This is a genomic window from Variovorax sp. AC103 (assembly GCF_979254005.1).
Map to the genome: position 1 here is coordinate 520,240 of NZ_CEEDFC010000001.1, position 14,369 is coordinate 534,608.

Below are 14,369 nucleotides of genomic sequence, written 5' to 3' on the forward strand. Positions count from 1 at the left end.
TTCAGCCCGGCTTGCGGGCGCCCATGCGCCACAGCAGCACGCCGGCGCAAATCCACTGCACGAGATACATGCCGCTTCCCACGGCATGCCACAACTTGAGGTTTTCTCGCGCCAGGATGTGCGGCGCCACGGCGTACTGCTGCAGCAACGCCAGCAGCAGCGCGGCCAGGATCAGGAACATGGACGTCATGACCGGCCCATCCATGCGCTCGTCCGCCTTGGTCCTGAAATGGACCAGCAGGATCAGCCCGCAGACGATCGCAATCCAGCTCTGCGCCTCGAACAGCTGACCGGCAAAGTTGCCCGCCACCGCCGGATTGCCGAGCCTGGCGAACAGCATCGGCACCACCAGAAAGCCGATCGTGGTGAGGCTGCCCCACCAGAAGGCAGCCAGCATCAGCGCCACGCGGTCTTTCATCGAACGGACGATCAGATGTAGCGGACGGCGACGATCTCGTAGCGCTTCAGGCCGCCCGGAGCCTGCACTTCGGCGGTGTCGCCCTCTTCCTTGCCGATCAACGCGCGCGCGATGGGGCTGGAGATGTTGATCAAGCCGAGCTTCAGGTCGGCTTCGTCTTCGCCGACGATCTGGTACTTCACGGCCTCGCCCGACTCTTCTTCCTCGAGATCGACGGTCGAGCCGAACACCACCTTGCCGCCGGCATCGAGCTCGCTAGGGTCGATGATCTGGGCAGCCGACAGCTTGCCTTCGACTTCCTGGATGCGGCCTTCGATGAAGCCCTGGCGGTCCTTGGCGACCTCGTACTCGGCGTTCTCGCTCAGGTCGCCCTGGGCACGCGCTTCGGAAATCGCATTGATGACCCAGGGACGGTCCACCGTCTTGAGTTGATGCAGTTCGGCGCGCAGTTTTTCAGCGCCGCGCTTGGTGACTGGTACGGTTGCCATGTTGTGGGTTCTCCATAAAGCGAAACCGCCGAACGCTGCCGTTCGGCGGTCGAGTGAGGACAGGATCAGACGAGTGTGCGTCCGGTCAGCCGGCTCAGGATGGCGAGCGGGCTCGAACCGGGATTGTATTGCTTCGATGCGGCCAGATGAAGCGTCTGCTCGAGCATGTACTGGCCGGCCATCACGGCGTGCGAGGTCTGGTCGGAGAAGCACACCCACACCGAACCCGGCGGGAACTTGGCGGTTTCCTGCGGCGAGCTTTCCTGGTACGCCATGTCCGACTTCATGCCGTCGTGCAGCTGCAGCATCAGGTGGTCGTACTCGCTGCGGAACGACTTGGTCACGTGCAGCGCCTGCAGCAGCCTGGCCTGCCAGCGCGCATAGGGCTTCGCACGTGGCAGGAAGCGTTTGGCGATGTCCTCGAAAGGCTCGCCCACACGCCACACGCGCGGCGCGCCTTCGGGGTTGACGTTGGTGAACACGCGCAGGATGCGCTCGCCGTAGTTGGGCCGCGACGGGAACGCATCGACGTGCAGGCGCCGGTCGTCCGCACGCCATGACTGCACGCGCGTCTCGACCTGGGCCGGCCGGTAGCTGGTGGGCGCCAGCCGCAGGGCCGGCGTGTAGTGCGGCAGCAGCCCGTGAATGAGCTGCTGTGCCTGCGCGCGAAAGCGCCCCACCATCGCGGCCGCCGTGCGTTGCACCGCCTCGTCGCCGACGACGCCCTTGAGCTTGCCGTTGGCGTCGAGGCTGATGTTGCGCACGTCGGGCGACAGCAGGCTGGGCGTCAGCAGGCTGCGTTCTTCAGGCAGCAGTTCGAAGCCCAGGCGCGGAAAGTACAACACCTTGCCCGCTTCGAGCGCCGCGATCCACGCCTCGTTGGGCGTGGCCGCGTTCCAGTCCGCCAGGCCGAGTTCGACGAGCTGCGTATCCATGGCGCTCAGGCTCAGGCCAACGCCGTCAGTTGCGCGTGCATTTCCTGCACCGAGATCACGCCCAGCTCGTCCATGAAGCCCATGCCCTCGACAGCGGCTTCGGCGCCGAAGATCGTGGTGAACGTGGTCACGCGCGCCAGCAGCGCCGAGGTGCGGATCTGCCGCGAATCGGTGATCGCGTTGCGACGCTCTTCCACCGTGTTGATGACCAGCGCAATCTCGTTGTTCTTGATCATGTCCACGATGTGCGGACGGCCTTCGGTCACCTTGTTCACCGTGGCGCATTCGATGCCCGCAGCGCTGATGGCGGCGGCCGTGCCCTTGGTGGCGGTCAGCACGAAGCCGAGCTTCACCAGCCCGCGCGCCACTTCCACCGCACGCGCCTTGTCGTTGTTCTTCACCGAGATGAAGACCTTGCCCGACTTCGGCAGCAGCGTGCCAGCGCCCAGCTGCGACTTCACGAAGGCTTCGCCGAAGGTCTTGCCCACGCCCATCACTTCGCCGGTCGACTTCATCTCGGGGCCGAGGATGGTGTCCACGCCCGGGAACTTGACGAACGGGAACACGGCCTCCTTCACGCTGAAATACGGCGGCGTGACTTCCTTGGTCACGCCCTGCGACGCCAGCGACTGGCCGGCCATGCAGCGTGCCGCCACCTTGGCGAGCTGGATGCCGGTGGCCTTGCTCACGTAAGGCACGGTGCGCGATGCACGCGGGTTCACTTCGAGCACGTAGATGACGTCCTTGCCGTCCTTCTGCTGGATGGCGAACTGCACGTTCATCAGGCCGACCACGTTCAGGGCCTTCGCCATCGCGGCGCTCTGCCGCTTCAGTTCGGCGATGGTGTCGGCGTTCAGGCTGTAGGGCGGCAGCGAGCAGGCGGAGTCGCCCGAGTGCACGCCGGCCTGTTCGATGTGCTCCATCACGCCGCCGATCAGCGTGCCGCCTTCGGCGTCGCGGATGCAGTCGACGTCGCACTCGACGGCGTCGTTCAGGAAGCGGTCGAGCAGCACGGGCGAGTCGTTGCTCACCTTGACCGCTTCGCGCATGTAGCGCTCGAGGTCGCGCTGCTCATGCACGATTTCCATCGCGCGGCCGCCGAGCACGTAGCTCGGGCGCACCACCAGCGGATAGCCGAGGGCCGCGGCCTTTTCAAGCGCTTCGGGTTCGGTGCGCGCGGTGGCGTTCGGCGGCTGGCGCAGGCCCAGTTCGTGCAGCAGCTTCTGGAAGCGCTCGCGGTCTTCGGCCGCGTCGATCATGTCGGGCGAGGTGCCGATGATCGGCACGCCGTTCGCTTCGAGATCGAGCGCAAGCTTGAGCGGCGTCTGGCCGCCGTACTGCACGATCACGCCGAGGGGTTTTTCCTTGTCGACGATTTCCAGCACGTCTTCGAGCGTCAGCGGCTCGAAGTACAGGCGGTCCGAAGTGTCGTAGTCGGTCGACACGGTCTCGGGATTGCAGTTGACCATGATGGTCTCGTAGCCGTCCTCGCGCATGGCGAGCGCGGCGTGCACGCAGCAGTAGTCGAACTCGATGCCCTGGCCGATGCGGTTGGGACCGCCGCCGAGCACCATGATCTTCTTCTTGTCCGTCGGGTCGGCTTCGCACTCGTCTTCATACGTCGAGTACATGTAGGCCGTGTTGGTCGCGAACTCGGCCGCGCAGGTGTCCACCCGCTTGTAGACCGGGCGCACGCCCAGGGCGCGGCGCTTCTCGCGGATCGCGGTGTCGGTGGTCTTGAGCTGCTTGGCGAGGCGACGGTCGGAGAAGCCTTTTTTCTTGAGCGCGAGCAGCGTGTCCTTGTCGATCTCGTCCAGCGACTTGGTTTCCAGCTCGAGCTCGATCTTCACGATCTCCTCGATCTGCACCAGGAACCACGGATCGATCTTGGTCAGCGCGAATACTTCTTCCACGCTCAGGCCCATGGCGAAGGCATCGCCCACGTACCAGATGCGCTCGGGGCCCGGCTCGCCCAGTTCCTTCTCGAGCACTTCGCGGTCCTGCGTCTTCTCGTTCAGGCCGTCGACGCCCACTTCGAGGCCGCGCAGCGCCTTCTGGAACGATTCCTGGAATGTGCGGCCCATGGCCATCACCTCGCCCACCGACTTCATCTGCGTGGTCAGGCGCGAGTCGGCCTGCGGGAATTTCTCGAAGGCGAAACGCGGGATCTTGGTGACCACGTAGTCGATCGACGGTTCGAACGACGCGGGCGTGGCACCGCCGGTGATTTCGTTGCGCAGTTCGTCGAGCGTGTAGCCCACGGCCAGCTTGGCCGCGACCTTGGCGATCGGGAAGCCCGTGGCCTTGGAGGCCAGCGCCGAGGAGCGCGACACGCGCGGGTTCATCTCGATGACGACCATGCGGCCGTCCTTCGGATTGATGGAGAACTGCACGTTCGAGCCGCCGGTGTCCACGCCGATCTCGCGCAGCACGGCCAGCGAGGCGTTGCGCAGGATCTGGTATTCCTTGTCGGAGAGCGTTTGCGCCGGTGCCACGGTGATCGAGTCGCCGGTGTGCACGCCCATGGGGTCGAGGTTTTCGATCGAGCAGACGATGATGCAGTTGTCGGCCTTGTCGCGCACGACCTCCATCTCGTACTCTTTCCAGCCGAGCAGCGATTCTTCGATCAGCAGCTCGTTGGTGGGCGAGGCTTCGATGCCGCGCTTGCAGATGGTCTCGAACTCGTCGGGGTTGTAGGCAATGCCGCCGCCGGTGCCGCCCAGCGTGAAGCTGGGGCGAATCACGGTGGGGAAGCCGAGCGTCTTCTGCACGGCCCAGGCTTCGTCCATCGTGTGCGCGATGCCCGAGCGGGCCGAACCGAGACCGATCTTGGTCATCGCGTCCTTGAACTTCAGGCGGTCCTCGGCCTTGTCGATCGCTTCGGGCGTGGCGCCGATGAGCTCAACCGGCTTGTTGGTGGACGCGCCCGTGTACTTGTCGAGCACGCCGTTGCGCCAGAGGTCGAGCGCGCAGTTCAGCGCGGTCTGGCCACCCATGGTGGGAAGGATCGCGTCGGGGCGTTCCTTGGCGATGATCTTTTCGACCGTCTGCCAGGTGATGGGCTCGATGTAGGTGACGTCGGCCGTGGCCGGGTCGGTCATGATCGTCGCGGGGTTGCTGTTGATCAGGATGACCTTGTAGCCCTCTTCGCGCAGCGCCTTGCAGGCCTGCACGCCGGAGTAGTCGAACTCGCAGGCCTGGCCGATGATGATCGGGCCGGCGCCGATGATGAGGATCGATTTGAGGTCTGTGCGCTTAGGCATTCTTGCTCTCCGTCTTTTCCGTCTTGTGCTTTTCCATGAGTGCCGTGAAGCGATCGAACAGGTAGCCGATGTCGTGCGGGCCGGGCGAGGCTTCAGGGTGGCCCTGGAAGCAGAACGCGGGCTTGTCGGTGCGCGCCAGGCCCTGCAGCGTGTTGTCGAACAGGCTGATGTGGGTGGGACGCAGGTTGGCCGGCAGCGACTTCTCGTCGACCGCGAAGCCGTGGTTCTGGCTGGTGATGCTCACGCGGCCGTTGTCCAGGTCCTTCACCGGATGGTTCGCGCCGTGGTGGCCGAACTTCATCTTGAAGGTCTTCGCACCCGAGGCCAGCGCCATGATCTGGTGGCCCAGGCAGATGCCGAAAGTGGGAATGCCGGTCTCGATCAGTTCCTTGACGGCGCTGATGGCGTAGTCGCAAGGCTCCGGGTCGCCGGGGCCGTTGGCCAGGAAGATGCCGTCGGGCTTGAGCTTGAGCACATCGGCCGCGGGCGTTTGCGCCGGCACCACGGTGATGCGCGCGCCGCGCTGGGCGATCATGCGCAGGATGTTCTTCTTCACGCCGTAGTCGAACGCGACGACATGGAACCGGGGCGTGATCTGCACGCCGTAGCCCGGTTTGCCGTTCAGGTTGACGAGCTTCCACTCGGTCTCGGTCCACTCGTAGGTCTGCGTGACCGACACCACTTTGGCGAGATCGAGCCCGGCCATGCTGGGCGCGGCCTTGGCGGCGGCGATGGCCTTGTCGATCAGCGCCTGCGTCACGGCTTCGCCCGCAGCCAGGCCCAGGATGCAGCCGTTCTGCGCGCCGTGGGTGCGCAGGTGACGCGTGAGCTTGCGAGTGTCGATGTTGGCGATGGCCACCGTCTTGCCGGCCACGAGGTATTCGCTCAGCGTGGCGGTCTGGCGGAAGTTGGAGGCGACGAGGGGCAGGTCCTTGATGATCAGGCCCGCGGCATGGATCTTGTCGGCTTCGATGTCTTCCCCGTTGACGCCGTAGTTGCCGATGTGCGGATACGTGAGCGTCACGATCTGCTGGCAGTAGCTCGGGTCGGTGAGGATTTCCTGGTAACCGGTCATGGCGGTGTTGAACACCACCTCACCGGTCGTGGAGCCGGCGGCTCCGATCGAGTTGCCTTGAAAGACCGTGCCGTCTGCGAGCGCCAGGATGGCGGGCGGGAAATTTCCCTTGAGAGACAAAAGCACTGGGTTCTCCGAATGGTTACGGTCGCCCGGAGCCCCAGGCGCGTTGCCTGCGGACTGCTGCTTAAGGGGATTTTGGCGTTGTAGGCGGCCGGGCGACGCTATTGCGAGTAAGCCCCCGATTGTAGCTCGGACTGGGTGTGCTATTGAGCCTGAAGGGCCGCCCCGCTGGCGTGCAGGCAAATTGCGGCGGCAGCCGCCACGTTGAGCGACTCTTCGCCGCCGGGCTGCGCAATGCGGATGTGGTGCGTGGCCCTCGCCTCCAGCGCGGGCGACACGCCCTGCCCTTCATGCCCCATCAACCACGCGCAGGGATGCGGCAGTTCGGCCTTGTGCAACCAGTCGCCGTGGTGCGAGCTCGTGGCGACCAGCGGCACCCGCAGGCTGTCGAGCGCGTCGGCGTCCACGCCTTCGATCAGCCGCAGGCCGAAATGGGCCCCCATGCCGGCGCGCAGCACCTTCGGCGCCCACAGTGCAGCCGTGCCCTTCAGCGCGATCACCTGGGTGAAGCCGAAGGCGGCGGCGCTGCGCAGGATGGAGCCCGCGTTGCCCGCGTCCTGCAGGCGGTCGAGCACGACGCTGGGGGCGTCGGGAATCAGTTCGGGGCGGGACGGCAGGTCGAGCACGAAACCCATGGGCGCCGGCGATTCGAGCCCGCTGACACCGCGCAGCAGGTCATCGGCGACGACCACGGTTTTGATAGCGCCATTCGTCCATTCGACGGGCGCATTGGGCCAAAAAGACTCTGAAAAAACAGCGATGGCCGGCTTCACGCCGCGCGCCAGTGCCGCACGGCACAGGTGGTCGCCCTCGAGCCAGATCCGGCCCAGCTTGCGGTAGGCGCCCGGGTCTTGCGCGAGCTTGCGCAGGTCCTTGAGCAGCGGGTTGTCGCGCGAGCTGATGTGGCTGGCGCCGGTGTCGGAGGTCATGAGGGAGGGTTCAGGGCGCGGGGCGCAGGTCCAGGCGCACGGTCTCGGCAACACCGATGACCATCGCGGGCTGCATGGCGTCCACGGGCAGCACCACGTTCGTGACACCGCCGGCGCGGGCCAGCGCAGCAGCCACCGGGCTGAACGACCTGCGGTGGTGCACGCAGGCGCCGTGGCGCTGCAAGGCTTCGAGGTGCTCCGGCGTGCCATAGCCCTTGTGGCCGGCAAAGCCGTAGTGCGGGAATTCGGCGTGCAACTGCTCGCAGAGCCGATCTCTGTGCACCTTCGCCAGGATCGACGCGGCGGAAATCGCCTTGACCCGGGAATCGCCCTTGACGATGGCCTCGGCCAGCACGTCGAGCGTCGGCAGGCGGTTGCCGTCGACCAGCACCTTCACGGGCTTCAGGCGCAGCCCTTCGACCGCGCGCCGCATCGCGATCATGGTGGCCTGCAGGATGTTGTGGGTGTCGATCTCTTCCACCGTGGCCTGCGCGATCGAGCAGCACAGCGCCTGTGCCAGGATCTGGTCATGCAGGCGCTCCCTTTGCAGGGCCGTGAGCGTCTTGGAGTCCGCGAGGCCGCGGATCGGGCGCAGGTCGTCCAGGATCACCGCGGCCGCGACCACGGGGCCGGCCAGCGGCCCGCGGCCCGCCTCGTCGACGCCCGCCATCAGGCCCGGTGCGTCCCACACCAGCGGCGCCTGCTCAGCCTTCAAGAACTTTCTGGATCGCATCGGCGCAAAGTGTCGGCGTATCGCGCTGCAATTGCACATGCAGCTCTGAAAATTTGTGTTGCAGGGCCTGCGTTTTCTCCGGCGCATCGAGCCATTCCAGCGTGGCCCGGGCCAGCGCCTCGGGCGTGGCGGCCTCCTGCAGCAACTCGGGCACCACGAAATCGCGGCACAGGATGTTGGGCAGGCCCACCCAGGGCTGCAACTGCTTGCGCTGCATGAGGCGCCACGACAGCGCATTCATGTTGTAGGCGATGACCATCGGGCGCTTGAACAGCGCCGCCTCGAGCGTGGCAGTGCCGCTGGCGATCAGCGTGGCGTCGCAGGCGGCGAGCGCGGCGTGCGACTGCCCATCGAGCAGCTTCACGCGGCCGGTCATGCCGCTTGCCTGCAGCAGGCCCTCGACCTCGGCGCGCAGGCCGGGCAGGATCGGGGCCACGAACTGGATGCCGGGCCGCTGCTTGTGCATCAGCGCGGCGGCGGCAAAGAAGCGGGCGGCCAGGTAGCGCACTTCCGATCGGCGGCTGCCGGGCAGCAAGGCGACGACCTGTGCGTCGGGCGCCAGGCCCAGCGCGGCGCGGGCGCCGGCGCGATCGGGTGTCATCGGGATCACATTGGCCAGCGGGTGGCCCACGTAGCTGCCCGAGACGCCATGCTCCGCCAGCAACGCCGGCTCGAACGGGAAGATGCACAGCACGTGGTCGGCCGCGGCCCTGACCTTCTCGATGCGCTCCGGCCGCCAGGCCCAGATCGACGGGCAGATGAAATGCACCGTCTTCATGCCGCGGCTGCGCAGGCCGGCTTCGAGATCGAGATTGAAATCGGGCGCGTCGACGCCAATGAACAACTCCGCCCATTCCCGCAGCAGCCTAGCCTTGAGCTGGCGGCGAATGCCGGCGATTTCCGCGTAGTGCCGCAGCACCTCGACATAGCCGCGCACCGCGAGTTTTTCCTGCGGCCACCAGCTCTGCAGGCCATGGGCCAGCATGCGCGGACCGCCGATGCCGACGGTCTCGAGGCCCGGCCAGCGGGCCTGCAGCCCGTCGAGCAGCAGGCCGGCGAGCAGGTCGCCGGAAGCTTCGCCCGCGACCAGCGCGAAACGCCGCTGCCCGTCCTTCTGCATTGCTGTCACGTCAGCGCGCGATGCCGCGCGTCGAACTGGAGAGGAAGGCTTCCATCAGCGCGACGTCGTCGGCCGCTTCCGGCATTTCCGCGGCAAGCGCGGCGATGCCGGCGCGCGCCTCGTCGAGTGTCTTGCCCTGGCGGTACAGCAGCCGGTGCATCTGCTTCACGGCTGCGATCCGCTGTGCGGAAAAGTCGCGCCGACGCAAGCCGACGACGTTGAAACCGCGCACTGCCAGTGGATTGCCGTCGACCAGCATGAAAGGCGGCACGTCCTGCGTCACAGCGCTGGCGAAACCGAGCATGGCGTGGGCACCGACCGACACGAACTGGTGGATGCCGGTCAGCCCGCCCACCGTGACCCAATCGGCCAGGTGCACATGCCCGGCCAGCGTGGTGTTGTTCGACAGCGTGGTGTGGTTGTCGACACGGCAGTCGTGCGCGATGTGCGTGTACGCCATGATCCAGTTGTCGCTGCCTACGCGCGTCACGCCCCCTGCCCCCGGCACGCCGAGGTTGAAGGTGCAGAACTCGCGAATCACGTTGCGGTCGCCGATGACGAGTTCGGTCGGCTCGCCGGCGTACTTCTTGTCCTGCGGCACCGCGCCGAGGGACGAGAACTGGAAGATCCTGTTGTCGCACCCGATGGTCGTACGCCCTTCGATCACGCAATGCGCGCCGATGGTCGTGCCCGCGCCCACCCGCACATGCGGGCCGATCACGGCATAGGGACCGACCGACACCGAGGCGTCGAGTTGTGCCTGGGGGTCGACGAGCGCTGTCGAATGAACCTGGGTCATGCCTTGTAGTGAGTGCGGCCGGATCAGTTGATCTGGCGCATCGCGCACATTAAAGTCGCTTCGCACGCGAGTTCACTGCCAACCAGGGCTCGGCCCTTGAACTTCGAGATGCCCGCCTTCATGCGTTCGATTTCCACTTCGAGCGTCAGTTGGTCGCCGGGTTCCACCGGCCGCTTGAAACGTGCGCCGTCGATGGCGGCAAAGTAGTAGACCGTGTTGTCGTCCGGCACGATGTCCAGCGAGTGGAACGACAGCAGCGCCGCGGCCTGTGCCATCGCTTCGAGCATCAGCACACCCGGCATCACCGGCCGGTGGGGGAAGTGACCGTTGAAGAACGGCTCGTTCATCGTCACATTCTTCAGCGCCGTGATGCGCTTGCCCTTTTCCATGTCGAGCACGCGGTCCACCAGCAGGAACGGGTAGCGATGGGGCAGCAGCTTGAGGATTTGGTGGATATCGAGCGCTATCGCTGGCTTTGTCATGATGTTCTGTTCCTGCATCGTCGTCATTTTTTCGAGGGGGCCTTCTCCAGCGCCTTCAGTCGTTCGCGCAGGCTGTGCAACTGCTTGAGCGTTGCCGCATTCTTTTCCCAGCTCCCATTGTCATCGATGGGAAACATGCCGGTGTACTGGCCGGCCTTGTGGATCGAACGGGTAACCGTCGTGGCGGCGGACACGTGCACGCCGTCGGCCACAGTCAGGTGTCCCAGCACGATGGCGCCGCCACCGAAGGTGCAGTTGGCACCTATCACGGCGCTGCCGGCCACGCCGACGCACCCCGCCATCGCGGTGTTCTTGCCAACGCGCACGTTGTGGCCGATCTGGATCAGGTTGTCGAGCTTCACGCCGTCCTCGATCACGGTGTCGTCGAGCGCGCCACGGTCGATGCAGGTGTTGGCGCCGATCTCGACATCGTTGCCGATGCGCACCGCCCCCAGTTGCTCGATCTTGACCCACTGCCCCGCGTGCAGCGCCAGGCCGAAGCCGTCCGCACCGATGACCACGCCGGGATGCAGCAGGCAACGCTCGCCGACGGTGCAGTCCTCGCTCACAGTCACGCGCGACTTCAGCACGGTGCCCGCGCCGATGCGTGCACCCCTTTCGACCACGCACAGCGCACCGATGCGTGCAGTGGCATCGACATGGGCTTCGGCGTGGATCACCGCGCTCGGGTGCACCAAATCGGCTTCCGGACGCGCGTGATGCGCCTTCCAGAGCTGCGTCAACCGGGCAAAGTAGAAATAAGGATCGGGCGTCACGATGCACGCCCCGCGCGCCTCGGCAGCCTCGCGCATGGCAGGCGACACGATCACACAGGCCGCCCTCGAGGCCGCCAATTCCTGCTGGTATTTGGGATGGCTCAGGAAACTGAGCGCATCGGGCTGTGCATTCTGCAGCGGCGCGAGCCGCTCGATGGACAGCGTTGCATCGCCATGAAGCTCGCCCCCCAGGGCGTCAACGATGGCTCCAAGCTGCAATGACACGCCGGCTCCCGGCGTTACTTGCCGGCCGCAGGCGCAGAAGAGCTGACCGACGCGTTCAGTGCCTTGATCACCTTGTCGGTGATGTCGTGCTTCGGATTGATGTAGATCGCTTCCTGCAGGATGGCGTCGTACTTTTCAGATTCGGCCACTTGCTTCACCACGCGGTTGGCGCGCTCGTAGACCTGCTGCAGCTCTTCGTTCTTGCGTGCGTTCAGGTCTTCCTGGAACTCACGGCGCTTGCGCTGGAAGTCGCGGTCCTGGTCAACCAACCCACGCTGGCGGGAGACTCGCTGGCTTTCCGACAGGGTCGGCGCTTCGCGCTCGAACTTCTCGGAAGCCGCTTTCAGTGCATCGCCCTGGACGGTCAGGTCTTTCTCGCGCTTCAGGAACTCGGCCTCGAGCTTCGCCTGCGCAGCCTTGGCCGGTTGCGCCTCTCGCAGCACACGGTCAGGGTTCACGAAACCGATGCGAAATGTTTCCTGTGCTTGCGCCGGCGCAGCGGCGAACACAAGAGCGGGAATCAACAACGCGCCGGCTGCGGCACGAATCAAATGCTTCATTTAGAAAGACGTTCCGATCTGGAATTGGAGGCGCTGAATTCTATCCTTCGGGATCGTGATGAATCCGGTCTTGGGATCCGTCACTTCCTTCTGGGACATGACGGGGAATGCATAAGCCAGGCGCAGCGGGCCCAGCGGCGAGATCCAGCTGACACCCAGGCCCACCGAGGCGCGCAGCTTCTTCTCGGCCTTCCACTGTTCGTCTGTCAGGCCCGCGGAGCGCGAACCGAACACATTGCCGATGTCGAAGAAGCCGTACAGACGCAGCGTGCGGTCATTGCCGGCACCCGGAAACGGCGTGCTCAGCTCTGCATTGAAGATCGCCTTCTTGGTGCCGCCGAGGGCTGCGCCTTCGGTCTGGCCGAACAGCGGCACGTCGCGCGGGCCCAGCGAGTTCTGCTCGAAACCACGGATCGAGCCCAGGCCGCCCGCGTAGAAGTTCTTGAAGATCGGATAGACCTTTCCGCCCAGCGCCTTGGCATAGCCGACTTCGCCGTTGATCGAGAAGGTGTACTGCTTGTTGATCGCGAAGAACTGCTGGTACTGGTAGTTCGTCTTGACGTACTTCATATCGCCGGCCGCGCCCACTTCGAGGTTGGCGCGTTGCAGGCGGCCGGTGGTCGGGATCAGCGCGCTATCGCGGTTGTCACGGCCCCAGCCAACGCTCAGCGGAACACCCCAGACGCTCTTCTGGTCGCAGCCGATCACGAGGATCCCGGTGGGATCCTTCTTGCACTGGAAGTAGTTCAGGTAGGACGGCGGCGTGGTCAAGCCGGAGAACGCCGTCGAGCTGTTCGCGTCGAAGGCATAACGCTCCAGACCGATGCCGAAGAACACCGTGTCGATTTCGCTGAACGGCACGCCGAAACGAATGGACGCACCCTGGTTCACCAGCTTGTAGTCACCGTCGATCGACGACGAATACGGACGCGTGGTGGTGTGATACAGGCTGATCGAGCGCGAGATGCCGTCCTGCGTGAAGTACGGATCGGTCGTAGTCACCGACAGCGTGCGGTTGTACTTGCTGGTATTGACCTGCACGCCCAGGAAGTTGCCCGAGCCGAACACGTTTTCCTGCGAGATGCCGAAAGTCAGCGCGACCTTCTCGGCACTCGAGTAGCCGGCGCCGAGTTGCAGGCTGCCGGTCGGTTTTTCGGTCACGTTGACGGTCAGGTCCACCTGGTCGGGCGAACCGGCCACTTCCTGCGTATCGACGGTCACTTCGGTGAAGAAGCCCAGGCGGTCGACGCGGTCTCGCGAGAGCTTGATCTTGTCGCCGTCGTACCAGGAGGCTTCGAACTGGCGGAACTCGCGGCGGATGACTTCGTCGCGGGTCTTGTTGTTGCCGCCGACGGAAACCTTGCGCACATAGACGCGGCGCGCGGGTTCGGCCTGCAGCGTGAGCGCCACGCGGTTGTTGACGCGGTCGATGTCAGGGCGCGCCTGCACGCGCGCAAACGCATAGCCGAAGGTGCCGAAATAGTCGTTGAAAGCCTTGGTGGTCTCGGTGACCTGCTCGCCGTTGTAGGGCTCGCCCGGCTTGATCGTGATGAGCGACTTGAACTCGTCGTCGCGGCCGAGGTAGTTGCCGTCGAGCTTGACGCTCGACACCACGAACTTCTCGCCTTCGGTGATGTTGACGGTGACCGTCAGGTCCTTGCGGTCCGGCGAAATGGCGACCTGGGTCGAATCGATGCGGAACTCGAGATAGCCGCGCGTGATGTAGTACGAGCGAAGGGTTTCGAGGTCGGCATTGAGCTTGGCGCGCGAGTACTGGTTCGACTTCGTGTACCAGCTCATGAAGCCGCCGCTGTCCTGGTCGAACAGGCTCAGCAACGTCGACTCGCTGAATGCCTTGTTGCCGACCACATGCACTTCGCGGATGCGCGCCGATTCGCCTTCGGTGACGGTGAAGGTCAGGTTGACGCGGTTGCGCTCGATGGGCGTGACGGTGGTCACGACCTGCGCGTTGTAGAGGCTGCGGCTCACATACTGGCGCTTGAGCTCCTGCTCGGCGCGATCGGCCAGCGCCTTGTCGTAGGGCCGGCCGTCGGTCAGGCCGACTTCGCGCAACGCCTTCTGCAGCGCGGCCTTGTCGAATTCCTTGGTGCCGACGAAGTCGACGTCCGCGATGGTGGGCCGCTCTTCGACGATCACCACCAGAACATTGCCGTTCACATCGATGCGAACATCCTTGAACAATCCCAGGTCGAACAGTGCACGGATCGCAGCGGAGCCGCGATCGTCGCTGTAGGTGTCACCCACGCGCAAGGGCAGCGAGGCGAAGATCGTGCCGGCTTCGACGCGTTGCAGTCCTTCGACGCGGATATCGCGCACCGTGAAAGGCTCGACGGCCCAGGCTGCCGTGGCCGCGAGCGCGCTGGCAACCACCGCGGCAACGCTACGCAGGCGAAAGCGACTGAAGTTTTTGTTCATCTGTGAA

Annotated in this window: 13 protein-coding genes; all 13 read right to left on the minus strand. The window is 65.2% G+C overall.

The annotated features are described in order from the left end of the window. Position 1 precedes the first annotated feature (1 nt). Positions 2-418 (minus strand): DUF4149 domain-containing protein, encoded by a 417-nt coding sequence (locus AC0IYU_RS02365; RefSeq protein WP_472112580.1) that lies wholly within the window; start codon positions 416-418, stop codon positions 2-4. Between the two features lie 11 nt (positions 419-429). Continuing rightward, a complete protein-coding gene (gene greA, locus AC0IYU_RS02370; protein ID WP_435444038.1) occupies positions 430-906 on the minus strand; it encodes a transcription elongation factor GreA in 477 nt (158 codons plus the stop codon). A 65-nt stretch (positions 907-971) separates the two neighbouring features. Then, positions 972-1,841: a Kdo hydroxylase family protein gene (locus AC0IYU_RS02375; RefSeq protein WP_472112583.1), complete on the minus strand. Its 870-nt coding sequence runs from the start codon at positions 1,839-1,841 to the stop codon at positions 972-974. 11 nt (positions 1,842-1,852) lie between these two features. Next, positions 1,853-5,104: a carbamoyl-phosphate synthase large subunit gene (gene carB, locus AC0IYU_RS02380; RefSeq protein WP_472112586.1), complete on the minus strand. Its 3,252-nt coding sequence runs from the start codon at positions 5,102-5,104 to the stop codon at positions 1,853-1,855. Next, on the minus strand, positions 5,097-6,305 hold the full coding sequence (gene carA, locus AC0IYU_RS02385; RefSeq protein WP_435435986.1) for a glutamine-hydrolyzing carbamoyl-phosphate synthase small subunit: 1,209 nt from the start codon (positions 6,303-6,305) through the stop codon (positions 5,097-5,099). Before carA ends, carB begins: the two co-directional genes overlap by 8 nt. Before the next feature lie 140 nt (positions 6,306-6,445). Beyond that, the gene (locus tag AC0IYU_RS02390) at positions 6,446-7,231 is read right to left on the minus strand and encodes a TrmH family RNA methyltransferase (protein ID WP_472112589.1); all 786 of its coding nucleotides are present in this window, start codon (positions 7,229-7,231) and stop codon (positions 6,446-6,448) included. Positions 7,232-7,241: 10 nt separating this feature from the next. After that, positions 7,242-7,964 (minus strand): ribonuclease HII, encoded by a 723-nt coding sequence (gene rnhB / locus AC0IYU_RS02395; RefSeq protein ID WP_472112592.1) that lies wholly within the window; start codon positions 7,962-7,964, stop codon positions 7,242-7,244. Further along, the gene (gene lpxB, locus AC0IYU_RS02400) at positions 7,936-9,084 is read right to left on the minus strand and encodes a lipid-A-disaccharide synthase (protein WP_435483736.1); all 1,149 of its coding nucleotides are present in this window, start codon (positions 9,082-9,084) and stop codon (positions 7,936-7,938) included. Before lpxB ends, rnhB begins: the two co-directional genes overlap by 29 nt. 10 nt (positions 9,085-9,094) lie before the next feature. Next, positions 9,095-9,883, minus strand: a complete 789-nt coding sequence (gene lpxA / locus AC0IYU_RS02405) for an acyl-ACP--UDP-N-acetylglucosamine O-acyltransferase (protein WP_472112595.1) — start codon at positions 9,881-9,883, stop codon at positions 9,095-9,097. Between the two features lie 23 nt (positions 9,884-9,906). Continuing rightward, positions 9,907-10,392 carry a 3-hydroxyacyl-ACP dehydratase FabZ gene (gene fabZ / locus AC0IYU_RS02410; protein ID WP_177206549.1) on the minus strand — a complete coding sequence of 162 codons (486 nt, stop codon included), beginning with the start codon at positions 10,390-10,392 and terminating at the stop codon, positions 9,907-9,909. Beyond that, positions 10,389-11,366: a UDP-3-O-(3-hydroxymyristoyl)glucosamine N-acyltransferase gene (gene lpxD / locus AC0IYU_RS02415; protein WP_472112597.1), complete on the minus strand. Its 978-nt coding sequence runs from the start codon at positions 11,364-11,366 to the stop codon at positions 10,389-10,391. Before lpxD ends, fabZ begins: the two co-directional genes overlap by 4 nt. Positions 11,367-11,380: 14 nt before the next feature. Beyond that, entirely contained in the window at positions 11,381-11,926 is a 546-nt protein-coding gene (locus AC0IYU_RS02420; RefSeq protein WP_472112600.1) for an OmpH/Skp family outer membrane protein, read from the minus strand. Then, positions 11,927-14,362: an outer membrane protein assembly factor BamA gene (bamA, locus tag AC0IYU_RS02425; protein ID WP_472112603.1), complete on the minus strand. Its 2,436-nt coding sequence runs from the start codon at positions 14,360-14,362 to the stop codon at positions 11,927-11,929. It lies immediately after the preceding gene. Between the last annotated feature and the right edge of the window lie 7 nt (positions 14,363-14,369).